30 protein-coding genes and 1 pseudogene are annotated in these 24,655 nt (G+C 52.5%); 10 read left to right on the top strand and 21 right to left on the bottom strand.

All coding sequences use genetic code 11. From position 1 onward, the window contains the following. Positions 1-3 precede the first annotated feature (3 nt). From fliQ to fliF, 12 genes are all read right to left on the bottom strand, one after another. Complete coding sequence (gene fliQ, locus EHN13_RS05425) at positions 4-273, bottom strand: flagellar biosynthesis protein FliQ (RefSeq protein ID WP_003030425.1); 270 nt, start codon at positions 271-273, stop codon at positions 4-6. Between the two features lie 9 nt (positions 274-282). Further along, a complete protein-coding gene (gene fliP, locus EHN13_RS05420) occupies positions 283-1,020 on the bottom strand; it encodes a flagellar type III secretion system pore protein FliP (protein ID WP_124021012.1) in 738 nt (245 codons plus the stop codon). Further along, positions 1,020-1,394 (bottom strand): flagellar biosynthetic protein FliO, encoded by a 375-nt coding sequence (gene fliO / locus EHN13_RS05415; RefSeq protein ID WP_048211307.1) that lies wholly within the window; start codon positions 1,392-1,394, stop codon positions 1,020-1,022. The genes fliP and fliO overlap by 1 nt, the downstream gene beginning before the upstream one ends. Before the next feature lie 2 nt (positions 1,395-1,396). Then, entirely contained in the window at positions 1,397-1,810 is a 414-nt protein-coding gene (gene fliN, locus EHN13_RS05410; protein WP_005127761.1) for a flagellar motor switch protein FliN, read from the bottom strand. Beyond that, positions 1,807-2,811 (bottom strand): flagellar motor switch protein FliM, encoded by a 1,005-nt coding sequence (fliM, locus tag EHN13_RS05405; protein WP_005127760.1) that lies wholly within the window; start codon positions 2,809-2,811, stop codon positions 1,807-1,809. Before fliM ends, fliN begins: the two co-directional genes overlap by 4 nt. A 4-nt stretch (positions 2,812-2,815) precedes the next feature. Next, the gene (gene fliL, locus EHN13_RS05400; protein WP_048211308.1) at positions 2,816-3,283 is read right to left on the bottom strand and encodes a flagellar basal body-associated protein FliL; all 468 of its coding nucleotides are present in this window, start codon (positions 3,281-3,283) and stop codon (positions 2,816-2,818) included. A 104-nt stretch (positions 3,284-3,387) separates the two neighbouring features. Further along, positions 3,388-4,605: a flagellar hook length control protein FliK gene (fliK, locus tag EHN13_RS05395; RefSeq protein WP_115643226.1), complete on the bottom strand. Its 1,218-nt coding sequence runs from the start codon at positions 4,603-4,605 to the stop codon at positions 3,388-3,390. Beyond that, entirely contained in the window at positions 4,602-5,045 is a 444-nt protein-coding gene (gene fliJ / locus EHN13_RS05390) for a flagellar export protein FliJ (RefSeq protein WP_124021011.1), read from the bottom strand. The genes fliK and fliJ overlap by 4 nt, the downstream gene beginning before the upstream one ends. Before the next feature lie 21 nt (positions 5,046-5,066). Further along, complete coding sequence (gene fliI / locus EHN13_RS05385) at positions 5,067-6,437, bottom strand: flagellar protein export ATPase FliI (RefSeq protein ID WP_005127755.1); 1,371 nt, start codon at positions 6,435-6,437, stop codon at positions 5,067-5,069. Then, positions 6,437-7,144, bottom strand: coding sequence for a flagellar assembly protein FliH (fliH, locus tag EHN13_RS05380; protein ID WP_124021010.1), 708 nt, complete (start codon positions 7,142-7,144; stop codon positions 6,437-6,439). The genes fliI and fliH overlap by 1 nt, the downstream gene beginning before the upstream one ends. Continuing rightward, a complete protein-coding gene (gene fliG, locus EHN13_RS05375; RefSeq protein ID WP_048211311.1) occupies positions 7,137-8,132 on the bottom strand; it encodes a flagellar motor switch protein FliG in 996 nt (331 codons plus the stop codon). The genes fliH and fliG overlap by 8 nt, the downstream gene beginning before the upstream one ends. After that, a complete protein-coding gene (gene fliF, locus EHN13_RS05370) occupies positions 8,125-9,804 on the bottom strand; it encodes a flagellar basal-body MS-ring/collar protein FliF (protein ID WP_048211312.1) in 1,680 nt (559 codons plus the stop codon). Before fliF ends, fliG begins: the two co-directional genes overlap by 8 nt. Positions 9,805-10,020: 216 nt before the next feature. Between fliF and fliE the strand changes: the two genes are divergently transcribed. After that, positions 10,021-10,335 carry a flagellar hook-basal body complex protein FliE gene (fliE, locus tag EHN13_RS05365; protein ID WP_005127749.1) on the top strand — a complete coding sequence of 105 codons (315 nt, stop codon included), beginning with the start codon at positions 10,021-10,023 and terminating at the stop codon, positions 10,333-10,335. A 54-nt stretch (positions 10,336-10,389) separates the two neighbouring features. Here the strand turns inward: fliE and yedF are convergent, their stop codons facing one another. Both yedF and yedE read right to left on the bottom strand, forming a co-directional pair. Further along, positions 10,390-10,623, bottom strand: coding sequence for a sulfurtransferase-like selenium metabolism protein YedF (yedF, locus tag EHN13_RS05360; protein ID WP_000790504.1), 234 nt, complete (start codon positions 10,621-10,623; stop codon positions 10,390-10,392). Then, positions 10,620-11,873 (bottom strand): selenium metabolism membrane protein YedE/FdhT, encoded by a 1,254-nt coding sequence (yedE, locus tag EHN13_RS05355; protein ID WP_323528139.1) that lies wholly within the window; start codon positions 11,871-11,873, stop codon positions 10,620-10,622. The genes yedF and yedE overlap by 4 nt, the downstream gene beginning before the upstream one ends. A 137-nt stretch (positions 11,874-12,010) precedes the next feature. On the opposite strand from yedE, the gene yedD reads away from it, so the two are divergent. After that, positions 12,011-12,424 (top strand): lipoprotein YedD, encoded by a 414-nt coding sequence (gene yedD / locus EHN13_RS05350; RefSeq protein ID WP_048211314.1) that lies wholly within the window; start codon positions 12,011-12,013, stop codon positions 12,422-12,424. Between the two features lie 40 nt (positions 12,425-12,464). Here the strand turns inward: yedD and amyA are convergent, their stop codons facing one another. The 4 genes from amyA to fliD all read right to left on the bottom strand — a co-directional run bounded on the left by amyA (position 12,465) and on the right by fliD (position 16,218). Then, positions 12,465-13,952: an alpha-amylase gene (gene amyA, locus EHN13_RS05345; RefSeq protein ID WP_124021009.1), complete on the bottom strand. Its 1,488-nt coding sequence runs from the start codon at positions 13,950-13,952 to the stop codon at positions 12,465-12,467. A gap of 68 nt (positions 13,953-14,020) precedes the next feature. After that, on the bottom strand, positions 14,021-14,392 hold the full coding sequence (gene fliT / locus EHN13_RS05340) for a flagella biosynthesis regulatory protein FliT (protein WP_048211316.1): 372 nt from the start codon (positions 14,390-14,392) through the stop codon (positions 14,021-14,023). Then, positions 14,392-14,799 (bottom strand): flagellar export chaperone FliS, encoded by a 408-nt coding sequence (gene fliS / locus EHN13_RS05335; RefSeq protein WP_005127744.1) that lies wholly within the window; start codon positions 14,797-14,799, stop codon positions 14,392-14,394. Before fliS ends, fliT begins: the two co-directional genes overlap by 1 nt. 15 nt (positions 14,800-14,814) lie before the next feature. Beyond that, positions 14,815-16,218: a flagellar filament capping protein FliD gene (fliD, locus tag EHN13_RS05330; protein ID WP_101743183.1), complete on the bottom strand. Its 1,404-nt coding sequence runs from the start codon at positions 16,216-16,218 to the stop codon at positions 14,815-14,817. 255 nt (positions 16,219-16,473) lie between these two features. Here fliD and EHN13_RS05320 point away from each other — a divergent pair, with 255 nt between their 5' ends. From EHN13_RS05320 to sdiA, 8 genes are all read left to right on the top strand, one after another. Next, positions 16,474-17,979 (top strand): FliC/FljB family flagellin, encoded by a 1,506-nt coding sequence (locus tag EHN13_RS05320; RefSeq protein WP_040232444.1) that lies wholly within the window; start codon positions 16,474-16,476, stop codon positions 17,977-17,979. 162 nt (positions 17,980-18,141) lie between these two features. Then, complete coding sequence (gene fliA / locus EHN13_RS05315; RefSeq protein ID WP_005127740.1) at positions 18,142-18,861, top strand: RNA polymerase sigma factor FliA; 720 nt, start codon at positions 18,142-18,144, stop codon at positions 18,859-18,861. A 57-nt stretch (positions 18,862-18,918) separates the two neighbouring features. Beyond that, positions 18,919-19,470, top strand: a complete 552-nt coding sequence (fliZ, locus tag EHN13_RS05310) for a flagella biosynthesis regulatory protein FliZ (RefSeq protein WP_005127739.1) — start codon at positions 18,919-18,921, stop codon at positions 19,468-19,470. 214 nt (positions 19,471-19,684) lie between these two features. Beyond that, the gene (gene tcyJ / locus EHN13_RS05305) at positions 19,685-20,485 is read left to right on the top strand and encodes a cystine ABC transporter substrate-binding protein (RefSeq protein WP_005127738.1); all 801 of its coding nucleotides are present in this window, start codon (positions 19,685-19,687) and stop codon (positions 20,483-20,485) included. Between the two features lie 155 nt (positions 20,486-20,640). Continuing rightward, on the top strand, positions 20,641-21,627 hold the full coding sequence (gene dcyD / locus EHN13_RS05300) for a D-cysteine desulfhydrase (protein WP_115643231.1): 987 nt from the start codon (positions 20,641-20,643) through the stop codon (positions 21,625-21,627). 21 nt (positions 21,628-21,648) lie between these two features. Beyond that, positions 21,649-22,317, top strand: coding sequence for a cystine ABC transporter permease (gene tcyL / locus EHN13_RS05295; RefSeq protein ID WP_061068102.1), 669 nt, complete (start codon positions 21,649-21,651; stop codon positions 22,315-22,317). Continuing rightward, positions 22,314-23,066, top strand: coding sequence for an L-cystine ABC transporter ATP-binding protein TcyN (gene tcyN, locus EHN13_RS05290; RefSeq protein WP_005127735.1), 753 nt, complete (start codon positions 22,314-22,316; stop codon positions 23,064-23,066). Before tcyL ends, tcyN begins: the two co-directional genes overlap by 4 nt. A 231-nt stretch (positions 23,067-23,297) precedes the next feature. Next, positions 23,298-24,020, top strand: a complete 723-nt coding sequence (gene sdiA, locus EHN13_RS05285) for a quorum-sensing transcriptional regulator SdiA (RefSeq protein WP_048211322.1) — start codon at positions 23,298-23,300, stop codon at positions 24,018-24,020. Positions 24,021-24,086: 66 nt separating this feature from the next. Here sdiA and EHN13_RS05280 read toward each other — a convergent pair whose 3' ends face one another. From EHN13_RS05280 to EHN13_RS24535, 3 genes and pseudogenes are all read right to left on the bottom strand, one after another. Further along, positions 24,087-24,311 carry a DUF2594 family protein gene (locus EHN13_RS05280; protein WP_005127733.1) on the bottom strand — a complete coding sequence of 75 codons (225 nt, stop codon included), beginning with the start codon at positions 24,309-24,311 and terminating at the stop codon, positions 24,087-24,089. Beyond that, positions 24,308-24,421 (bottom strand): hypothetical protein, encoded by a 114-nt coding sequence (locus tag EHN13_RS05275; protein ID WP_101743137.1) that lies wholly within the window; start codon positions 24,419-24,421, stop codon positions 24,308-24,310. The genes EHN13_RS05280 and EHN13_RS05275 overlap by 4 nt, the downstream gene beginning before the upstream one ends. Then, positions 24,394-24,474, bottom strand: a pseudogene (locus EHN13_RS24535) (hypothetical protein); the annotation flags it as partial. The pseudogene EHN13_RS24535 and the gene EHN13_RS05275, both read right to left, overlap by 28 nt. Between the last annotated feature and the right edge of the window lie 181 nt (positions 24,475-24,655).

Here is a 24,655-nt window from a genome sequence, read left to right as displayed (position 1 = left end):
CGTTTACCCGATGATGTAGGGAATATTGCTGAACAGCGTACGCACGTAGTCGAGCAGCAAATTAAGCATCCACGGACCGGCAACGATGATGGCAATAAAGACCGCGACAATTTTCGGAATGAAGGACAGCGTCATTTCGTTAATCTGGGTTGCCGCCTGCAGGATACTGATGATAAGACCCGTAACGAGGGCAACCAGCAACAAAGGTGCGGCAAGGGCAAGGGCAACTTTCATCGCCTCAGTGCCCATCATCATGACCGATTCAGGAGTCATTTCGCGCCTCTAACTGTAAAAGCTTTGTGCAAGCGAGCCGACAAGCAGCTGCCAGCCGTCAACCAGCACAAACAGCATGAGCTTGAATGGGAGTGCAATGGTGGCAGGTGGCACCATCATCATCCCGAGCGCCATCAGGACGCTGGCGATAACCAGATCGATTATCAGAAATGGAATGAAAATGGTAAAACCTATCTGGAATGCCGTTTTCAACTCACTGGTGACATAAGCCGGCAGCAAAATGCGCATCGGTACGGCTTCAGGCCCCTGTAACGGGCCGCTGTTTGCCAGGCGGGCGAACAGAGCCAGATCGGCCTCACGGGTCTGACGCAGCATAAACTCACGCAACGGCTGTGCGCCTTTCTCCATGGCTTCCTGCATGGAGATCTTCTCTTCGCTGAAGGGTTGATACGCATCAATGTAGATTTTGTCGATCACCGGCGACATGATGAAAAAGGTCAAAAACAGCGCCAGTCCAAGTAAAACCTGGTTCGGCGGTGCTGACGGTGTTCCCAGCGCATTACGTAACAGGCCAAAAACGATGATGATGCGGGTGAAGCTGGTCATCATCAGCAAAATAGCGGGCAGGAACGTCAGCGAGGTGATAAACACCAGCGTTTGGACGGGCAATGACCAGCTTTGTCCGCCGCCGGGCAGCGGCTGGCTAACCAGACCCGGTAGTTGGGCCAGGGCTGCTGGGCTGAACAGCCACACACCCGTCAGCGTGAGGAATAACAAACGGCGCATCAGGATCTCCCAGGACGCTTCAGCAAACTCTTCATCATGGCCTGGAAATCCGCAGGGGAGGCCGCTTTTTCTTCTGCACTGGCAGGTGCCGGGGGGAGGGTATGCAGAACGTTGATCTGCGACGCTGTAACGCCCAGCACCAGGCGCGCGTCTTCGACCTCAACAATTACCACCCGCTCACGTGGGCCTAATGAGGTACTGGCTGAAACTTTCAGTCCACGCGTACCGACGCTTTTGGGGGCAAATCCCAGGCGCTTAATCAGCCAGGCGGCTCCCAGGATCAACACAATGATCCCCAGCAGCGCGCCGCTGACCTGCACTAACGGTGAGCCGGGTACAGCAGCGGGCTGAGCGACGGTGGCCTGGGTATTCATCGTTAACGGCTCAGACGACGCATACGTTCAGATGGGGTAATAATGTCAGTAATACGTACACCGTATTTATCTGCGACTACCACAACTTCACCCTGAGCAATCAAATAACCGTTGATCAGAATATCCAGCGGCTCGCCCGCCAGACCGTCCAGCGCGACGACCGAACCCTGCGTCAGGCGCAGTAGCTCTTTGATGGTCATGCGGGTGCGGCCCAATTCAACGGTCAGCTTGACCGGAATATCCATGATCAGGTCGATATCCTGCAGCGCACCGCTGACATCGCCGCCACCTAACTGCTGGAATACCGCATCGGCCGCACTTTTGGTGGTCGTTGTTTTTTGCTCGTTTAACGCGTCAGCCCACAGATCGTCCAATGCACCAGTGTTCTCATCGGACGGATTATTCATGTCACTCATTTGGGCTGTTCCTCATTCAGCGAATTCAAAATCGGGTTTATCAAATGTTCTACGCGTAACGCATACTGACCATTTACGGTGCCATATTGGCTGGTCAGCACAGGTACGCCGTCCACATGAGCAATAATGCGGTCGGGTTTTTCAATCGGCAGTACATCGCCGGGTTTCAGCTTCAAAATCTGGGACAGCCGCAGCGGAATGTCAGCAAAGTTTGCTACCAGTTCCAGTTCAGAATGCTGAACCTGACGCACCAGATTATTGCGCCAGTTCTGATCTTCATTACGCGAGTTTTCCAGCGGTGGGTTTACCAGCAGTTCGCGCAACGGTTCAATCATGCTGAATGGCAGACAGATGTTAAATTCACCGGTCAGGTTGCCGATTTCAACGTGGAACGGGGTGTTCACCACGATGTCGTTCGGGGAGGTGGTGATATTTGTAAACTTCACCTGCATCTCGGAACGGACATATTCCACTTCCAGCGGGTTGATAGCCTTCCACGCGTCGCTGTAGCTTTCCAGCGCCAGTTTCAGCATGCGGTTGATGACGCGTTGTTCAGTGTGCGTAAATTCACGGCCTTCGACTTTCGTCGGGAAACGACCATCACCGCCGAACAGGTTATCTACGGCGATAAACACCAGACTCGGTGAGAACACCACCAGACCTGTCCCGCGTAACGGTTTCAGGTGGATTAAGTTCAGGTTGGTCGGAACCGGTAAGTTACGTGCAAACTCGTGGTAGGGCTGGATACGGATCGCGCCCACGGTAATATCCGGGCTGCGGCGTAGCAGGTTAAATAACCCCATACGGAACTGGCGCGCAAAGCGTTCGTTAATGATCTCCAGCGCCTGCAAACGCTCACGAACGACGCGGCGCTGAGTGTTGGGATCATAAGGACGAATATCGCTTTCATTTGCGATACCGGAAATGGGTTCGTCTTTAGTTTCGCTATCGCCGTTAAGCAATGCGTCGATTTCAGCCTGAGAAAGAATACTGTCGCCCATGTCTTTACCGCAGAATAAAAGCTGTATAAAGAACGTCGGTGACAACCTGTTTCGGCTGCCCGACAACGAGCGGAGTCGCGAGCGTCTCTTTGATAGCGGCAATCAGCTGCTGTTTGCCTTCTTCTGTTGCGAGCGTGGCGGCGTTCTGGCGAGAGAACAATAGCAGCAGACGGCTGCGCACTTCTGGCAGATATTCGTTCAGACGCGAGCGTGTCGCCTCGTCTTTCATGCGCAGTGTGATACCGATATACAGCACGCGATCCGCATCACCTAAATTGACGGTAAACGTATCCAGTGCAAAGAACACTGGGGCAGGCGGTGGAGCCGGTTCCGCTTTTACGCTGGCGGACGGTTGCTGCTGCATGCGCCAGTAGCTATAGCCCGCAGTAGCGAGGGCGGCGAGCGTAATTAACACCAGCAGAGGGATCCAAATAGCGCGTTTACTCTTTTTGTTAATCGCGGAGTCAGTCATCAGATACGGGCTTCCTGTTTCGGTACAGCTTATAGGCTGATTATCCCGTGTCCTGACCACGACAAAGCGTGGAAAAGACGCGGATAATCATGCTACCTCTGGCGTTAGGCGAAGATGTCTACTGCACCATCACCGCGAGCCGCGGCTTGCAGTGCGGCAGGCGTGGCCAGAACAGCATCATCTTCGGGAGCAAAAATATCTTGTCCATGTGCACGCCCAGCCTGTTGTTGCTGTGAAGACGACTGTTGCTGACCGGCGAAACTTTCGCTGCTGATACTGCTTTGCCCCAGTTGGATCCCGCTTTCAGCCAACTGCGTGCGCAGCATGGGTAATGCCGCTTCCAGCGCCGCGCGAACGTGGCTATGAGGCGAGACCATTTGCAGTTGCGCCATGTTGTCATCAAGCTTGAGGGAAATCTGCACTTGCCCCAGATCCTGCGGATGCAAGCGCAGTTCCGCACTTTGCTGGCCCTGGCGGGTGAACAGCGTGACGTGTTGACTCAGTGATTGCTGCCATTCATGGCTTCCCAGCGGGGCGCTCAATACCGGAGCCGCGGCAGTCGGTAACGGCTGCGCATGTGTCTGTGTGCCAGCCAGCGGAGCTATTGTTGCGCCAACGCTGGTTGGTGACGGTGAACTTTCAATCTCTGCGCGCGTTGCTGCCGCTGCCGTTAATGGGGTGAAACCAGCATTGTTGGTCTGATCCGCGCCACTGGCATGCATCGCTGTATCTGCTTTACCTTTTTTCCCTTCGCCGGTCAGTAATTCACTGGCGCTATCGGCAGTCGTGCTGGGGGCATTACCACGTAACAGCACCGACAGCGTAGCATCCGCAGGGGCTGGGGTGGCATCAACAGCCGGAGTGGTTACCTGTTGCCCTGGCAGCATAGCGAACAGCGCACTCAGGTTGGCGAGATCGTCATCGCTCAGACGGGCGGTTTTTTCATCCTGCTGTGCGGTTTTGCCCAGTGTTGTCAGGGCATTAACCTTCAGTGACGGCGTGAGCGCAGACAGCAACTGTTGTGCATCAGTCAGGTCGGCCAGCGACGCCTCGGTCTGGACCTCTTTTTGTGTCAGCAGATCGGCTAATTTTAGCGTCTGCGCGGTATCACCATTCTTTTGCAATAACCCTTTTTGCAGTTTGCTGCCTGCGGCCTGTAAATCGGCCAGTGACAGCGGGGCGTCTTTACCCTGTGCATCGCCTGCACCTAATGCACCTGCCAGCAACGCTAAAAAATCCTCGGGGGAATCTACCGCTTTGCCTGACTGAAGACCTGCGGCTACGTCGGTGTCGGTGGTAATCAGTTGGGGTAAAGTAATCATTCGGGTTTCCTCATAGCTGCACGCTGAGCAAATTCATCCATTTTTTTCTGATCCAGGCGGTTTTCAGCCAGTAACGCGGCTGTGGTTTGCCTGTCCTGCAGAGTCTGCCATGCCTGCAGTCGCTGCTTTTTATCGCGCCAACTGCTCAACGCCTGGTCCACTTTCTGCGTCCATTGGTTGAGCTGATGGCGATGTTGCTCAATCGCTTTTTCCAGCGTCTGAATAAATTGTTGATAGTTAATCCAGCGATTACTGGTAATACCCTGACCCATATCGCTATTAAGATTGTTGCGATATTCATGCTGATAATCGATCAGCATCTTCAACTGCTCTTCCGCCTGCTGACATCCGCGGCGCATCTCGCCTAATAAGATAGCTGCGTCATCGACTTCTTTTTCAGCCAGGTCTTTAAGTGTTGCCAGCGCACCATGTTGTGCCATGACCTATGCTCTCCTGCTTAATCACACACCAGGGAAAATCAGATCCAAAGCCTGCAGGGAGTCTTCCCAGTCGGCTCGTTCAAAGATGCCTTGCTGTAAAAATGCTTCCAGCTGTGGCCATAAGGCAATGGCTTTATCCAACATGGGATCGCTGCCTTTGGCGTAGGCGCCTACGCTGACCAGATCGCGGTTACGCTGGAAACTGGACAGTAGCTGCTTAAAGTTGCGTACCCGCGCATAATGTTTCTCGCTGATCAATGCGGTCATTGCGCGGCTGATTGAGGCTTCAATATCAATGGCCGGATAGTGACCGGCCTCGGCCAGATGACGGGACAGGACAATGTGACCGTCGAGAATGGCACGGGCGGAGTCAGCAATAGGGTCCTGTTGGTCGTCGCCTTCGGTCAGTACGGTATAAAATGCGGTCACGGAACCGCCGCCATGAATACCGTTACCAGCCCGTTCAACCAGTGCGGGTAATTTAGCAAACACCGACGGCGGATAGCCTTTCGTTGCCGGAGGTTCGCCGATCGCCAGTGCAATTTCACGCTGTGCCATTGCATAACGGGTGAGGGAATCCATAATCAGCAGCACGTGCTGGCCGCGATCGCGAAAATCTTCGGCGATGCGCGTGGCGTAGGCTGCACCCTGCATACGCAACAGCGGGGAAACGTCCGCCGGAGCGGCAATCACCACCGAGCGTGCACGTCCCTCGGCGCCAAGAATATTTTCAATAAAATCTTTAACTTCGCGTCCACGCTCGCCAATCAGACCGACAACAATGACGTCAGCCTGGGTATAGCGTGCCATCATGCCGAGCAGGACGCTTTTACCCACACCGGAACCAGCGAAAAGCCCCATTCGCTGACCGCGCCCGACGGTTAACAGCGCATTGATAGGCCGTACGCCAGTATCCAGCACGTGTTCAATCGGGGTACGTTGCAGGGGGTTAAATGGCGGGGTGATTAGCGCCCCTGTTTCCGTGGTGTCGGGTGCAGGCAACCCATCAAGCGGCTTCCCGCTGCCATCGAGAACACGCCCCAGCAGGGCAGGACCCAGCGGTAATTGTTTCCCGCTTTGCAGCCCTTCGCCGGCGATGTTTTTCGCGTAAACGCGCGCGCCCGGCAGAACGCCTTCGACCTCTTCTAGCGGCATCAGAAACAGGCGTTGACCATTAAAGCCAACCACTTCGCTTTCGACTTCCTGGGTTTCGTTGCCATCCTGACGCTCAATGACGCAGGTGGCACCCAGCGGCAACTGCAGACCTGTGGCTTCCAGTACCAGCCCGGTGGCGCGGGTCAGACGCCCGTAACGACGCACCGCAGGCAGCAGCGACATTTTTTCTTCGAAGTTGTCCAGCGTGTTGAGCCAGCGAGTCAGGCGAGTGGTCATTACACGACTCCCGGCGCTGCCAGACGGCAGAGCTCTTGCCAGCGGGTGGCAACACTGGCGTCCAGGTCGCCTTCATCAGCAGAGACTTTACAGCCACCGTGATGCAACGTTGGATCGCCACGCAGTCGCCAGCCGTGCAGACTGAGGGTCGCCCCCAGCATATCTTCCACCCGCTGCAGATCGTCCGGATGGACGCGCAACTGCGGTTTACCGCTAAACAGCGGCTCCTGTTGCAACAGCTGTTGGATTTGCTTAATCAGCGCGGCGTTATCCACGATGGGTGTCTGGCCGATAACCTGGCGCGCCGCTTCCAGCGCCATTTGCATCAGGCGCGATGCAATGACGCTGTCCAGGGCATCCAGTGTATTCTGAAACTCACTGACCAGTTGCTGCATGCGGGCATGAATCGGCGCATGTTGGGCGCGAGCCTGGTTCTGACCCTGCTCCAGACCCTGGGCCAGTCCGTCCTGATAACCTTGTGCGTGCCCTTTTTGCCGACCTTCAGCCAGGCCGGCATTATATCCTTGCTCATGGGCCTGGAGCTGCATTTGCGCCAACTGCTGCTCAAGCTGTTGTTCCGCAGATAGCTGTGGCTCCTCTGTCTCGTCGGACGGCTGATCGTCGGTATGATCGGCCAGTATGAACTCCGCCATTGGCGGGGCGAGATCGTCAGGCGTCCAGACTTTCCATGGCAGATCGTTAGACATAGGTATCCTCGCCGCTGCCGATCACCATCTCGCCGGTCTCGGCCAGACGACGTACGATAAGCAGAATTGCTTTCTGTTCGTTTTCCACCTGCGACAAACGTACCGGACCGCGGTTGGCAAGATCGTCGCGCAGGATATCGGCGGCACGCTGCGACATGTTGCGCAGGAACTTCTCGCGTAATGGTTGCTCGGCACCTTTCAGGGCTATCAGCAGCGATTCGGAATCCACTTCCTGCAACAGACGCTGGATGCTGCGATCGTCGACATCCACCAGATTTTCGAACAGGAACATCTCGTCGATAATTTTCTGCGCCAGCTCGCCGTCGAATTCGCGTACCGCGGTAATAACCGCTTCTTCCTGCTGCGTCTTCATCAGGTTGATAATTTCTGCTGCTGTCCTCACGCCGCCCATTTTGCTGCGCTTGAGGTTCTGACCGTCGAGCAACCCGTTCAGCACTTCGGTCAGTTCTGCCAGTGCGGCAGGCTGTACGCCGCCGAAAGTCGCGATACGCAGCATGACATCGTGGCGTAAGCGCTCGTCGAACAGCGCCAGAATATCGGCGGCCTGGCCCCGTTTGAGGTGAACCAGAATGGTGGCGATAATCTGCGGGTGCTCGTCGCGAATAAGATCGGCGGCGCTTTGTGGCTCCATAAAGTTGAGCGTTTCAATGCCGCTGGTGGTATCGCGAGTTTCCAGAATGTCTTCCAGCAGGCTGGAGGCACGTTCTTCGCCCAACGCTTTTACCAGCACGGAGCGCAGGTATTCGTTGGCGTTGATGTTCAGTGCGGCAAACTGCTCGGCTTCTTGTTCAAATTCGGCCAGAACCTCCGTCAACTGCTTGTTGGAGATCTGACGCACGTTGGCCATTGCCGTACTGAGGGCCTGTACTTCGCGCGTGGAAAGGTGCTTAAAGACCTCCGCCGCGCGATCTTCGCCAATGGTCATCAATAAGATGACGCTTTTATCGGTGCCGCTAAGATTACTCATGTTCGTTATTTATCCACTGGCGAATGACCAGCGCCACGACGCGCGGATCGTTATCTGACATTTCACGAATACGCTGGCTCATGACTTCAGCACCCAGCCGCTGGTTGTTACGGCGCTGCTGGGTCTGCTCGTCTTTGCTGAGGCGAACTTCAACCGCTTCTTCCGTTTCCTGGCGAATACGTGTTTGTTCTTGTGCGGCTTTGACCTCTTCGCTGCGACGCATCAACTGCGGACGCACCGCTTTACGCCACAGGATCCAGGCCACCAACAGAACCAGCAACCAACGGCCAGCGGACATTAGCTGATCAATAAAGGACTGCTGTTGCCAGAATGGAAGCTCTCCGCCCGCGTCATCACTTGCGGTGAAGGGGGAGTTCACGACATTCAGGGTATCGCCGCGTTTTTCAGAGAAGCCCATGGCCTCGCGGGTCAGGTCCTCAATTTGTTTCATTTGGTCGGCGGTTAACGGCAGCGGTTTGCCATCCGGTAACGTTTTATAGTTGACCACTACCGCCACCGACAGGCGCTGTACATCACCCACATTCATCTTGGTGTGACGAATTGTACGGTCAACTTCATAGTTGCTGGTTTCGTTACGCTGCGTGCTGCGCGGTCCGGCATTGGCGTTATTCGCCGTTTGCGTGGTTTGCGCATTCTGCGGGTTTTGCTGATTTGCCGGTGGTGTATTAATCGGGGCCGTATTCGCCGGCGCGGGCTGGTTAGACAGTGCGCCCGGTACGCCGCCAGGCGCTCCGCTTCCTATCTGCTCGCTGACGTTAAGCTGACGTGAACGCAGAACAGCCTGTGAGTCGTCGCCATTTGGGCTGTACTTCTCTTCGGTTTGCTCTTTGTTGGCGAAATCCAGCTGGGCAGTAACCTGTGCATGTACGTTGCCGTTACCGACAATGGGCGACAGGATTGATTCAATACGACGCTGTACGCGACCTTCAACATCGCTGGCATATTTCAGCTGCGCATCGTTCAGGTCGCGGCTGCTGGTGTTCGACTGGGTTAACAGATGTCCTGCCTGATCGACCAGCGTCACGTTGCCCGGCGGCAAGCCTGCGACAGCGCTGGAGACCAGATGCGTTACCGCGCTAATCTGACCTTCGTCCAGTGCTCGACCCGGCTCCAGGTTTACCGTGACGGAGGCAGAAGGGGCTTTTTGTTCACGTACGAACAGTGATGGTTTGGGCATCGCAAGATGGACACGGGCGCGTTTTACCGGCCCCAGTGTTTCAATGGTACGGGCTAATTCGCCTTCCAGAGCTCGCTGGTAGTTGACCTGCTCGCTAAACTGGCTGATACCAAACTTTTCCTGGTCCAGTAACTCAAAGCCCACCGCGCCGCCTTTCGGCAGGCCTTGCTGTGCCAGGCGTAAACGCAGTTCATGAACTTTATCAGCAGGGACTTCAATGGCGCCGCTTCCCTCAGTGAAACGATAAGGAACGTTCATCTGCGTCAGCTGCGTGACAATCGCGCCACCGTCCTGATCGGATAGGTTGCTGAACAGTGTGCGGTAGTCAGGTGCTTTGGCCCACAGGACCATCGCAACGATGATAGCGACGGCAGCGGCACCCGCCACAATCAGAGGGATTTTGGGATTCGCGCGCAGGCGATTTAACCACTCGAGAGGTTTCAGTTGGGTTGCAGTCGATGCTGTCGCACTCATCTCGCACCTCGTGGCTTATCGTGGACGGCGTTTTTTGCAAAGTGGAACAAGACTCACTCCCGGGTCAGCAAACTCGAAAAATTGACGGTCTCATTATTTGCGGTTTCGAATTTTTCTATGCGTTAAAAACCGAGGTTTTTTATCGTTATTTAGCGCCTTTATCTTATTGACGAGCTGGTAATCTCTGCTACGTAAAAAATCATCCAGGGGATCAGAATGTCGGCAATACAGGGGATTGAAGGGGTTATCAGTCAGCTACAGGCCACGGCAATGTCAGCGAAAATGCAGGATGTGCAGCCACAATCGACCGTGAGTTTTGCCGGTCAGCTGCACGCGGCATTGGACAGAATCAGCGATGTGCAAACCGCCTCTCGCGTTCAGGCTGAAAAATTTACCCTGGGTGAACCAGGCATTGCGCTGAATGATGTGATGACCGATATGCAGAAAGCGTCGGTTTCGATGCAGATGGGTATTCAGGTGCGCAACAAACTGGTATCAGCCTACCAGGAAGTGATGTCCATGCAGGTGTAGGTGCAATAAGCAGAGAATGTAGGCCGGATAAGCGCAGCGCTATCCGGCCTACACTTATTTTTGAATCAGATAGCGAATCGTTGGCCCATCCTGCTGAATATCCAGCACCGTGTACCCATGGTTACGCGCATCCAGCGGAATATTGTTGATTGACTGCGGGCAATCGCTGACCACTTCCAGAATTTCACCTTTCTTCAACTGCGGCATGGCTTCCAGCGTGGCGACCGCCGGGTAAGGGCACGGTTCACCGACCATGTCGAGGCGATAATCAGGGACGATATTTTTCATGCGGATTCCTTAGCAGGCGTCAGCCCTGCGCGGCGGAAGAAACGTTTTTCCCAACCGATGATGAGCATCAATGCAATAAACAACAGCAGATAAGTCACCAGTAGCCCGCCGAGCGGCCCAAAGGTGTCGAGCAGATTCACTTTATCCCAGCGAGTGGCAAGGGCAGGGGCAAAGTCATCCCAGTAGTAAGCCAGAATGGTCGAGCCGATAACGTTTCCCAGCCCCACCCACCAGTAATGCACCTGGCCCTCAACCGCGCGGTACATCCAGCCGGTCTCACACCCGCCCGCCAGCACGATACCGAAACCAAACAGTAAGCCGCCGATCACCGCATTTGGACCAGCCCACATAATCTTCGGCTCAACGCCCAGTTGCACATAGCTAAAGATACCAATGGCGCTCACCGCCATGCCGAAGATAATGGCTTTTGCCATATGGGTGCGCCCGGAAATCCACAGATCGCGGAAGGCCGAGGTAAAGCAGATTTGCGCCCGTTCAATCAGCAGGCCGAACCCAACGCCAAACAACATGGCCAGACCCAGCTTCGGCTTGTCCATTGCGGTCAATAGCGCCCAGCCGATCATGCCGATAAATACCAGCATACCGAGGCGGAAACGACGACGCGCTTGTTCCGGTTTTTGCGTCAGCGGCGAGGCGGCGGAAACTTTCTGCATTTTGACCGGAATACGAAACATCGGTAGCAGGGTAAAGCGGGCGCCAAACCATGAGCCCATAGCCGTTGCCAGCGCGAAGAACCAGGCATGCAGCGAGAACTGTGGAATGCCGGTAAAAAACGCGGCCAGGTTACAGCCCATTGCCAGACGGGCGCCGAAACCGGCGATCATCCCGCCGACCACCGCCTGCAGAATGCGGATCCGACTGCGCGGCATGCGTAATTTGACGTTGTTGGCCCACAGTGCGGCAGCGAAACAGCCGCCGAACATACCGAGGATCATCATCCCGTCGATACGCGTCAGGGGCGAACCTTCGAGGTGGATCAGTTTATAGTATCCCCACTCTTCGGCGTGCACGCCAAACAGTTGCAGGATTTGCCCACCCCAGCGGGTAAATTCGCCGGTAACGGCCCAGAAGGTTCCCGTAATGCCGAAATAGTAAGTGGAGAGAATACCCGCTGCGATAACCGCAGGGGCAGGGGCCCAAAATTTAATTAACCAGGCCTGTTTGAAGTGTTGCCATGACATGCGTTTTGCCTCTGAACTCAGAAGGTATGTAACAAGAAGCGTGGATATTACACCGATCAGAATTTTTGACTATGAGTAATAAGAGGTAACACCGTCTGGATCAATCTTTCTCCGGGCTGCCGAAAGGCTGGCGACATCAGGGCTTTAATGCCACAATCCCCTTTTCTTCGCATGCAGGATGAATGATGAAAAAATTAGCAATCGTTGGTGCATTGTTGGTGCTTGCTGGCTGCGCCGAGGTACAAAATTATAATGACGTGGTGAAAACACCAGCTCCTGCCGGTCTGGCAGGATACTGGCAGTCGAAAGGTCCGCAGCGCGCGCTGGTGAGCCCGGAAGCGATCGCCAGTCTGATTGTCACAAAAGAGGGGGATACGTTGGATTGCCGTCAGTGGCAGCGAGTGATCGCGCTGCCGGGCAAGCTAACGATGCTCTCTGGCGATCTCACCAACGTGACGGTGAAACGCGAGCTGTATGAGATTGAGCGTGACGGCAATACGCTGGAATATGACGGTATGACGCTGCAGCGGGTTGATCGCCCGACGCAGGAGTGCGCCGATGCGTTAAAGAAAACGCCGTTGCCTACGCCATTGCCATAAGCCATACGCCCCGGTAGCCAATGGCCACCGGGGTTGAGTTTTAAATCACTTCTTCAATGACCCACACGCTGACGCTCCCGCCGTTACAATAAAACGTTGCTTCGCCATTTTCATCGGTGACCACGCTTTCCTCGCGATTTCCCAGATAATCACGCCAGGTTTTATTGCCGTAATTCGCGCCGAGATTGATGGTCTTCTCCCCGTCATCGCCGTTAGACAGAACAACCACGCAGCCGGGATCGTCGTCCGTTCCGCTGCGGCTAAAGGCGATACAGTTAGGATGATCGAAAAAGAGCGTCTGTACGCCGTGAGCGAAGCGCTGACGTGCGAGGATCAGTTCATCAAGCTGTTCGATGATGGGCATGTCGATAGGATAAGTTTCGCCATCGTCGCCAGTGTCTTCGTAATGTGCCCCGTAAAGATCGGGGTAGAACACCAACGGCACACCGTTTTCGCGCAGCAGGATCAGCGCGTAGGCCAGCGGCTTAAACCACGCCTCGACGGGGGCTTCCAGCGCCTGTAACGGCTGGGTGTCATGGTTCGCAACCAGCGTCACCGCATGAAAGGGATCGACCTCCACCAGCGTATCGGTGAAAATCTGGCTCATGTCATAATCGCGACCCTGGCGGGACGCTTCGTGAAACTTCATTTGCAAAGGGGCATCAAACAGCATGGTTTTCCCCTCGACCTGGTTAATATAGGTTTGCAGTTTATCGACATCATGGGACCAGTATTCCGCGACGATAAACAGCGGCCTGGGTGCCACCTCCTGGACGTGCTCGATCCACTCTTTATAGAACCATGCCGGGATATGTTTGACGGCATCCAGGCGAAAACCATCGCAATGGGTTTGATCCATCACCCAGCGTGCCCAGTATTTGAGCTCTTCTGTCACGGCATGATTGCGAAAATCGATATTTTCGCCCATCAGATAGTCAAAGTTGCCCAGTTCGTCATCGACCTGATCGTTCCAGCCTTCGCCGGTATAATCATTCACGATTTTAAAAATGCCGTCCTCGGTGGGATTTTCAATATGATCGATGCCGCTAAAGCATTTGTAGTCCCAAATGAATTGAGAGTACTGACCCGCACGGGCAGGGAAGGTGTACCGCGTCCAGGCCTCGCATTCGACAATCTCATCGTCAATCTGCGTGCGGTCATCGGCGTTTACGCGCTGAACCTGAATGTGTTCTTTCTCGTCGGCCCCCATTTTGTGGTTGACCACCACATCCAGCAGTACCGCGATATCGTTGTGCTTTAACGCGTCGATTGCCGCCAGTAACTGATTTTTATCGCCGTATTTGGTGGCAATAGTGCCTTTCTGGTCGAATTCGCCTAAATCAAACAGATCGTAGGTGTCATAGCCAACGGAGTATCCGCCGGACGCACCTTTATAGGCAGGAGGCAGCCATATCATATTGATGCCGATATCATTAAGTCCGTCCGCGCGTGCGGCGAGTTCCGACCAGAGCTGGCCGCCATCAGGGTAATACCAGTGGAAGTACTGCAATAAGGTGGGGTTTTTCATCTTCCGTGCTCCAGAAGCCGTTTGGCCGACCTCTGGAGTATGGAAGATTATTCAGACGAAGCGGGAAATTATTGTGGGGCAGTTGGCGCATCCGGAACCAGTAACATACCGGAAAGCCGACCGTAGGCGTTATTTAGCGTCTTCTGGCGGGTTGACTGACCGATCAGCGTGCTGAGTTCATCCAGACGCTGCTGTAGTAATGCTTTGAGCAACTGTTCGTTATCCAGCGTCTGTTTAATATACCCGGCAATCAAATCCTGAACGCTTCGCGTGATGCCAGATGGAGTTTGTTCTTCCATGACCACTTCAATACTTTGCAGATAGCTAACTTCCTGTTCCAGTAAAAGGTCCCATTCACCTCGCTGCGCCAGTTCCAGCAGCGAGTGACTGAGCAGCGCAATGCGCTGCCAACGGTTGATAAACTCCACGGCTGAGGTCATTAACGGGACTCCTGGGACGACGCGTTTGGTGAGATCTGTTTCCAGGCATCCGCGATGTTTCCGAGCAACCCTTCGACTTCTTCAATCGCCTGACAATCATTATTCAGATTTGCGTGCAATAAACGGCGAACCATATAGTCGTACAACGAAGAAAGATGGGTGGCGATCTCTCCTCCTTTTTCGTGGTCCAGGCCCGCCTTCAGACCATTATCGATGATATTGATTGCCTTGCTTAATGCCTCACCTTTGGCAACGATATCGCCTTGCTGCATAAACAGACGAGCGCGCACCAGGGCGCTATGTGCGCCATCAAACAACATTTCGATCAACTGATGCGGGTTGGCGCTCATCACGGCGCTTTCCACGCTGACCTGTGCATAGGCTTTGGTACCGCTCGCGGTATACATGCTTACCTCGTGTTATCAGGAATTATTCATCGCTGAAAATTGTTGGCCCAGATAGGTACTGGTGCTGTTCAGCTTACTCATCATGGAATCGAGTTGGGTAAACTGTGCTTTATAGCGAGCCACGACTTCATCAATGCTGTTACTCACGGTCAGATACTGCTTAGTCAGCAGTTTCAGGTTGGCGTTAATATTGTCTTGCGCATTGTCGATAATACCGTCATCGGCCAGATAGCTTTTTACTTCGGTGGCAATCTTGGTGGTAATACCGGTTTCTTTGCCGTCACCCACCAACAGTTCACGGGTCGCTGCTGTGTTATCTTTCAGTGCCTTAGCCAGTTTTTCTTCATCAATTTTTAACTTGCCGGTACCACCGTCCTGAGTAATGCCAATCTCAGACATGGTTTTAAACGGGGACTCGCTGCCGCTGTTAGCAAATGGCGCACGAATACCGTTTTGAATGGTACGGAGAACACTGTCGCCCAGTAATGCGCCGTTATCTGCACTGGCCGCTTCACCCGGTTCAACTTCTTTATATTTAGTCAGCGTACCAAAGGTATCGACCAGTGAGTTATAGGCTTCCACCCAGGCTTTAATTGCCGTTGTGGCCTTTTCATCACTTTTTGTTACCGTGATTGAGGCATCTTTGACTTCTTTGGTCAGTTGCAGCGTGATGCCCTGCGGTGCGTCAGTTACGGTATTGCTTTGACGTTCAATATCAATGCCGTTGACGGTCAGTTTCGCATTTTGCGCACCGACCAGTTGCTTCATTTTGCCGCTGCCCGCTTTGCTGTCATAGGACAGTAAATCGCTCAGTTTCGAATCATTCGAGACTGAGATGGTCATTTCGCTTTCAGTGCCGCTTTCCGCGGTTAACACTAACTGATAATCGTCTTCCTTAACCTTTACCAGACTTGCCGAAATACCGCTGTCCGCATCGTTAATGGCGTCACGAATATCCTCCAGAGAGGTTTCGCCTTTGCCTAATTTGATTTCCAGGGGTTCTTTACGACCCGGTTGTGAAATCGTTATGGTGCGTTCATCAACACTGGTATCGCCCAACTGTTCTTTGGTAGAGGTAATTTTGGACGTGGTTGATAGCGACTGTGCTTGTGCCAGTTTGGACACGCTGACGGTATATTTACCGGGAGCAGCACCGGCGGTCGTACTGACCTTTAAGTCTTCTGTGCTGCTGGTTGCCGTGGTGCTTTTAAACAGGTCGGCATTGTTCAGTGCGGTATTCGCCGTTTGAAATTTTTCTAATGCACTTTTCAGCGTACCGTACGCGGTCAGACGCGAGGTGTTAGCGCTCTGCTGCTGGGTAATGGGCGTTAAGCGCTTTTTCTCAGCAGTGGTTAAGTTTGTCAGCAATGTGTCCAGTGGTAAGTTCGAGCCAACGCCCAGTGATGTAAATGAAGGCATGCCTAATTCCTTGTGATTGCAAACAGTAGTTAACCGCTATATCGGCAATCTGCGCGCAAAGTTTAATAATAGTTTTGCAAAAATAATGCGCGGAATAGTGGTAATTAAAGCGGGTATTTCCGGGGCTAAGAAAAAAATGGGCGGAAAGTAAAAATTTTCTAAAGTTCGAATTTAAGGTGCCGATACATGGGTTACGGTCAGAAACCGTGGGCAACAGCCCAATAACATCAAGTTGTAATTGATAAGGAAAAGATCATGGCACAAGTCATCAATACAAACAGCCTGTCGCTGTTGACCCAGAATAACCTGAACAAATCTCAGTCTTCTCTGAGCTCCGCTATCGAGCGTCTGTCTTCCGGTCTGCGTATCAACAGCGCGAAAGACGATGCTGCAGGTCAGGCGATTGCAAACCGTTTCACCTCTAACATCAAAGGTCTGACTCAGGCGTCCCGTAACGCCAACGATGGTATCTCCATCGCGCAGACTACTGAAGGTTCTCTGTCTGAAATCAACAACAACCTGCAGCGTGTTCGTGAGCTGGCGGTTCAGTCTTCTACTGGTACCAACTCCCAGTCTGACCTCGACTCCATCCAGGCTGAAATCACTCAGCGTCTGAACGAAATCGACCGTGTATCCGGTCAGACCCAGTTCAACGGCGTGAAAGTACTGGCGAAAGACAACACCCTGACCATCCAGGTCGGTGCTAACGATGGCGAAACCATCGATATCAACCTGAAAGAAATCAACTCCAAAACCCTGGGTCTGGATAGCCTGAGCGTGCAGGATGGTTATAAGACGACTGCTGCTGAGGTTACGGCTCCTAAGACTTATAAAAATGGTGTGGACATTGTTGCACCTACTCAGACAGAAATTGATAACGCTGTTGGTGGTACTGCAGGCGAGGGTAAGGCGACAGTTGAGTTCAAAGATGGCCAACATTATGTAAATATCACTGGCTCAAGTAGTACCGACGCCGGTAAAGGTAACGGAATGTACAAAGCGACTATCAGCGACACTACTGGTGCCGTAGTGATTGGCGCTAAAGAGACAAATATTACTAAAGCTGAAACTACAACAGTAACAAAATATCAAGCTGAAGATTTTGCAGGCGGCAAGCCAGTGACTGAAGACGCAGCAAAAGCATTAGTTGCTGCTGGCGTTGTAGGTGCGGATAAGGATAATACTACTTTAGTCAAAATGTCTTTTGAAGACAAAAATGGCAAAGTTATTGATGGAGGTTATGCTCTGAGCTACAACGGTAAACAATATGCCGCTGAATATGATGAGAAAACCAGAACTATCACTGCTAAAACGGTTGCTTATACTGATGACAAAGGCGCTCCCCAGAAGGCAGCGATTCAGTTTGGTGGTGTGAACGGTAAAACCGAAGTGGCTAGCGTGGGTGGTAAAGAGTACCTGGCATCCAGTGTAAAAGATCATAACTTCAAATCGGGTGCCGCGCTGAACGAAGTTGCAAAAACCAAAACCGAAAGCCCGCTGGCTAAAATCGACGCGGCGCTGGCGAAAGTTGCTGACCTGCGCTCCGACCTGGGTGCGGTACAGAACCGTTTCAACTCTACCATTACCAACCTGGGTAACACCGTAAACAACCTGTCTGAAGCCCGTAGCCGTATCGAAGATGCTGACTACGCGACCGAAGTGTCCAACATGTCTCGTGCAAACATTCTGCAACAGGCGGGTACTTCTGTTCTGGCGCAGGCAAACCAGACCACGCAGAACGTCCTGTCTCTGCTGCGTTAATTTACACTTATCGCGCAAACCCCGCTCCGGCGGGGTTTTTTACATTCTGCTTTACCCGTAACCCCCAAATAACCCCCCATTTCACCCACTATTCACCCGATTAAAACCCCTGCAGAAACGGATAATCATGCCGATAACTCATTTAACGCAGGGCTGTTTATCGTGAATTCACTGTATACCGCTGAAGGTGTAATGGATAAACACTCGCTGTGGCAGCGTTATGTACCGTTGGTGCGTCACGAAGCATTGCGCCTTCAGGTGCGCTTGCCGGCGAGCGTGGAACTGGATGACCTGCTACAAGCGGGCGGCATCGGGTTATTGAATGCAGTTGACCGATATGACGCTTTGCAAGGAACGGCATTTACCACTTACGCAGTGCAGCGTATTCGTGGGGCTATGCTGGATGAACTACGCAGCCGGGACTGGGTGCCGCGTAGCGTTCGGCGCAATGCCCGCGAAGTGGCACAGGCGATGGGGCAACTGGAGCAGGAATTAGGGCGCAACGCGACGGAAACTGAAGTGGCGGAGCGTCTGGGGATCCCTGTACAAGAGTATCGTCAGATGTTGCTTGATACCAATAACAGCCAACTCTTCTCCTACGACGAGTGGCGGGAAGAGCATGGCGATAGTATTGAGCTGGTGACAGAAGAACATCAGCAAGAAAACCCGTTACAACAGCTTCTTGAGGGGAACCTCCGTCAGCGCGTGATGGATGCGATTGATGCATTGCCGGAGCGCGAGAAGCTGGTATTGACGCTGTACTATCAGGAAGAGCTGAATCTGAAAGAGATTGGTGCTGTTCTGGAAGTGGGCGAATCACGGGTCAGCCAGTTGCACAGCCAGGCTATCAAACGTCTACGCACCAAGCTGGGTAAGCTATAAGGGGTAATCTTTGCCCCTGAACAATGCCGCATAACGTATTGACTACCAGGAGTTCTCATGACGGTGCAGCAATCAAAAAGACGGCCACTAAGCCGCTACCTCAAAGATTTCAAACACAGCCAGACGCATTGCGCCCATTGCTTTAAGTTGCTTGATAGGATCACGCTGGTTCGTCGCGGGCAGATTGTGAATAAGATAGCCATCTCCCGCCTGGACACGCTGCTTGATGATGCTGAATGGGCGCAAGAGAAAAAAGAGTGGGTGGCGTTATGCCGTTTCTGCGGTGATTTGCATTGCAAAGAGCAAAGCGACTTCTTTGACATCATCGGCTTTAAACAATTTTTGTTTGAGCAAACCGAAATGAGCCACGGTACGGTGCGCGAATATGTTGTTCGCCTGCGTCGTCTCGGCAATCATCTGACTGAACAAAAAATTTCTCATGACCTGCTGCAGGAAGGGTTCCTCGACGAAAACCTCGCCCCGTGGCTGCCAGAAACCAGCACCAATAACTACCGCATTGCGCTACGTAAGTATGAGCAGTTTAAAGCCCATACACATATGGGGCATATGCAGAAATCCTCCTGGACAGCCAGTTCTGATATATATTAAAAACGAATAAGGTGTAACAGAGTGGTGTTTGTGGATCATGACAAACGCTCTACACTACGGTCATATACACGTCATCCTTCAAGCTGTCTCTGCGTTGGCGCCCCAGTCACTTACTTTAGTAAGCTCCTGGGGACTTACTCGCTTGCCGCCTTGATGCAACTCGAATGATTTTGTGGATAAATAGCAGTCACTAATGACAATATTCGGGGTAACTATGAAATTAGCACTTCTGGGACGTCAGGCGCTGATGGGTGTAATGGCTGTTGCACTTGTCGCTGGTATGAGCGCAAAAACATTTGCGGACGAAGGTCTGTTAAATAAAGTGAAAGAGCGCGGCACGCTGCTGGTGGGGCTTGAAGGGACTTACCCCCCGTTTAGTTTCCAGGGCGACGATGGCAAACTGACTGGTTTTGAAGTGGAATTTGCCGAGGAGCTGGCTAAACATCTGGGTGTGAAAGCCTCGCTCAAGCCGACCAAATGGGACGGCATGCTAGCGTCGTTAGATTCCAAACGTATCGATGTGGTGATAAACCAGGTAACCATCTCTGACGAACGTAAGAAGAAATACGATTTCTCTACCCCGTATACGGTTTCTGGTATCCAGGCGTTGGTGAAAAAAGGTAACGAAGGCGTTATTAAAACCGCGGCGGACCTGAAAGGTAAAAAAGTCGGTGTTGGGCTTGGAACCAACTACGAAGAGTGGCTGCGTCAGAACGTGCAGGGCGTAGATATTCGTACCTATGATGATGACCCGACCAAATATCAGGATCTGCGCGTAGGCCGTATCGATGCCATTCTGGTTGACCGTCTGGCAGCGTTGGATCTGGTGAAGAAAACCAAAGACACACTGGCCGTGACTGGTGAAGCTTTCTCCCGCCAGGAATCTGGTGTGGCGCTACGTAAAGGCAATGAAGATCTGCTGAAAGCTGTGGATGCAGCCATTGCCGATATGCAAAAAGACGGCACGCTGAAAGCCCTGTCCGAAAAATGGTTTGGAGCGGATGTGACGAAATAATCATCATCCGGATAAAAAAGGCGCCTTTAACAGCGCCTTTTTTTATTCCATTGCGCCTGAACGTGCATAATAAAAAGAACATCACAACAACTTCTACTCTCAGGCTTTTGGGCTGCTTGTTGCCCACAAGATGATGAGTAAACACCGGAGGCTCTATGCCACTGCATAACTTAACGCGCTTTCCCCGTCTGGAATTTATTGGCGCGCCCACGCCGCTCGAATATCTCCCGCGTTTCTCTGATTATCTCGGCCGCGATATTTTTATTAAACGCGATGACGTCACGCCGATGGCGATGGGCGGCAATAAACTGCGCAAACTGGAGTTTCTGGCGGCGGACGCGCTGCGTGAAGGCGCAGACACATTGATCACCGCAGGGGCTATCCAGTCGAACCACGTGCGTCAGACGGCGGCGGTCGCGGCGAAGCTGGGGCTTCACTGTGTGGCGCTGTTAGAAAACCCAATAGGCACGACTGCGGAAAATTATCTCAGTAACGGTAACCGCCTGCTGCTGGATCTGTTCAATACCCAGATTGAAATGTGTGATGCGCTGACCGACCCGAATGCGCAGCTTCAGGAACTGGCGACGCGGATTGAAGCGCAGGGGTTCCGCCCGTATGTGATCCCGGTTGGCGGTTCTAACGCGTTGGGTGCATTGGGTTATGTCGAAAGCGCGCTGGAAATTGCTCAGCAGTGTGAAGGTGCCGTAGAACTTTCATCCGTCGTGGTGGCGTCGGGCAGTGCAGGAACGCACGCCGGGTTGGCGGTAGGGCTGGAACAATTGATGCCGAACGTTGAGCTTATCGGTGTCACCGTTTCGCGCAGTGTTGCTGACCAAAAACCAAAAGTCGTTGCGCTGCAGCAGGCTATTGCCAGTGAGCTGGAGCTGACTGCGGCGGCAGATATTTTACTGTGGGATGATTACTTTGCGCCGGGTTACGGTACGCCAAATGAAGAAGGCATGGAGGCGGTAAAACTGTTGGCGCGTCTGGAGGGCATTTTGTTGGATCCGGTGTATACCGGTAAAGCGATGGCAGGCCTGATTGACGGTATCAGCCAGAAACGCTTTAAAGATGAAGGGCCAATCCTCTTTATTCATACCGGTGGGGCACCTGCGTTGTTTGCCTACCATCCACATGTATGACAACCAGGTAGAAAAACACTAATGCAAGAAAGTATCCAACTGGTCATTGATTCGCTGCCGTATCTGCTGAAAGGGGCGGTATTTACGCTCCAACTGAGTATCGGCGGGATGTTTTTTGGCCTGGTGCTGGGGTTCATCCTGGCGCTAATGCGTTTATCGTCACTGTTGCCTGTGCGCTGGCTGGCGCGCTTTTATATCTCTATCTTTCGCGGTACGCCGTTAATTGCCCAACTGTTTATGATCTACTACGGTCTGCCGCAGTTTGGTATTGAGCTGGACCCGATACCGGCTGCAATGATCGGTCTGTCGCTGAATACTGCGGCCTATGCGGCAGAAACGCTGCGTGCGGCCATCTCCTCCATTGATAAAGGTCAGTGGGAAGCCGGGGCGAGTATCGGTATGACACCGTGGCAGACGATGCGCAGGGCGATCCTGCCGCAGGCTGCGCGGGTTGCGCTTCCACCGCTGAGCAACAGCTTTATCAGTCTGGTGAAAGACACATCACTGGCCGCGACCATCCAGGTACCGGAACTGTTCCGCCAGGCGCAGCTGATTACTTCACGCACGCTGGAAGTGTTTACCATGTATCTGGCGGCCTCGCTGATTTACTGGGTCATGGCGACGGTGCTTTCTGCGCTGCAGAACTATTTTGAAGAACAGCTCAACCGCCAGGAGAGAGATCCGAAATGAGTACTATTGAAGTCAGAAACCTGGTGAAAAAATTTCACGGGCAAACGGTACTGCACGGCATTGATCTGGACGTTAAGCCTGGTGAAGTCGTGGCGATTATCGGGCCGAGCGGTTCAGGTAAAACCACGCTGCTGCGCAGTATAAATTTGCTGGAACAACCGGAGGCGGGCACCATCAAGGTTGGAGATATTACCATTGATACCGCGCGTTCCTTAAGCCAGCAGAAAGGACAGATTCGCCAGTTGCGCCAGCATGTGGGGTTTGTGTTCCAGAACTTTAATTTATTTCCACATCGCACAGTACTGGAAAACATTATTGAAGGTCCGGTAATTGTGAAGGGCGAACCGAAGGCGGAAGCGACAGCGCGCGCGCGTGAACTTCTGGCAAAGGTTGGGCTTGCGGGTAAAGAGAGCAGCTATCCACGGCGGTTATCCGGCGGTCAGCAGCAGCGTGTCGCTATTGCCCGGGCGCTGGCTATGCGTCCGGAAGTTATTCTTTTTGATGAACCGACCTCCGCGCTTGACCCGGAACTGGTTGGCGAAGTGCTTAATACTATTCGTCAACTGGCGCAGGAAAAACGCACCATGGTCATTGTGACGCACGAAATGAGTTTTGCGCGTGACGTTGCTGACCGGGCGATATTTATGGATCAGGGCAAGATAGTGGAGCAGGGGCCTGCAAAATCATTATTCACGCATCCGCAGCAACCGCGAACCCGTCAGTTTCTTGAAAAATTCCTGATGCAATAAAAGGTCAGAGAGCACTCATCGAAATAGTTTTTTTGGTGAGTGCTTGTTGCATAACTATTTATAATTACTGCTTTATTATTATTGCTTCATCCTGTCAGCATTGTGGGCTGTTACATTACACTCAAGTAATTTCTTATTTGTCCGATAATTTGCATATATAAAATACATTTATGTGTTAGCTTGTTTCGTACATTTGGATGATTATCAATCTCAGGGGCATTACCACTTAGTATGCAGGATCATGATTTCTTCACCTGGCGACGGAGCATGCTGTTACGCTTTCAGGAAATGGCGGCGGCAGAGGATGTCTATAACGAATTACAACTTCAGACGCAGCACTTAGAGTTCGATTTTTATGCGCTCTGTGTCCGGCATCCCGTACCCTTTACCCGACCTAAAACGGTACTTCATACGACGTATCCCAAAGCATGGGTCGCACACTACCAATCAGAAAATTATTTCGCTATCGATCCGGTACTGAAACCCGAAAACTTCAGTCAGGGCCACTTACCGTGGGATGACGCCTTGTTCCGTGACGCACAACCGCTGTGGGACGCCGCGCGTAATCACGGTCTGCGCAAGGGGATGACGCAATGCTTAATGTTGCCAAATCGGGCGCTAGGCTTTTTGTCCGTTTCACGCGCAAGTGTGCGTAATGGCCGCTATGCCCAGGATGAAGTCGAACTCAGGATGCAACTGCTGGTACGAGAAAGTCTGTCAGTACTTATGCGGCTGGAAGATGACATGGTCATGGCGCCGGAGATGCGTTTTAGCAAGCGCGAAAAAGAGATTCTGAAATGGACCGCTGAGGGGAAAACCTCTTCCGAGATAGCAATGATTCTGTCGATCTCTGAAAATACCGTTAACTTTCATCAGAAGAATATGCAGAAGAAGTTTAACGCGCCAAACAAAACACAGATTGCTTGTTATGCCGCTGCAACAGGGCTTATCTGAATAAAATGTCGTTCTGAGTGTCAGACGCAAAACCGGCTGAGAGCATCGCTGTCAGCCGGTTTCTTATCACTGACGATAGGCCTGTTTAATTTGTTTAACAGTGCTGGTAAATACCGCGGCCTGTGTTTCGTCCTCAATCAGCGCGATCTGTTTTTCCATTTTAAGAATCACGCGTCCTGCATCGGCTTGTCCCATAGCCTGCAGCATCAGCGTTAACATGGCCTTCAGGCAGGTGACTTCATTAGCCAGTTCTTGATTATTCTCAGCAGTGGAAAAATCAGGCGTACTCATTTATTTTCCTCGTTATGTTTCAATGAAAAAGTGCGATGGCAAACGTCAAGGCGGCGGAGTATACCATAAGCTCGGCTAAAAATATCTGAGGTTGTTTTTTGCACAAACAAAACCCAATGAGATTAAAATAAACAAGATGTTGCAGTGCATATATTTTCTCCATTCATTGTTTATTCCGAGTATTTTACTCGTTAATTATTGTTACAAGCTTACCTTCCTATTTAGCATTCAGCGTAAGAATATGAATTTTTTGTCACTATTCTGAAACAGCTATGCAGATATAAGCGCGGGCAAACAGCCTTCAACCGTGAAAGTTTCCACGGTTCGTACAATCTAATTTCCAA

It is taken from the genome of Citrobacter youngae (genome assembly GCF_003818115.1).
Lineage (GTDB): Bacteria > Pseudomonadota > Gammaproteobacteria > Enterobacterales > Enterobacteriaceae > Citrobacter > Citrobacter youngae.
Note: the sequence above shows the minus strand (reverse complement) of the source record. Positions and strands in the feature narration are given on the sequence as shown.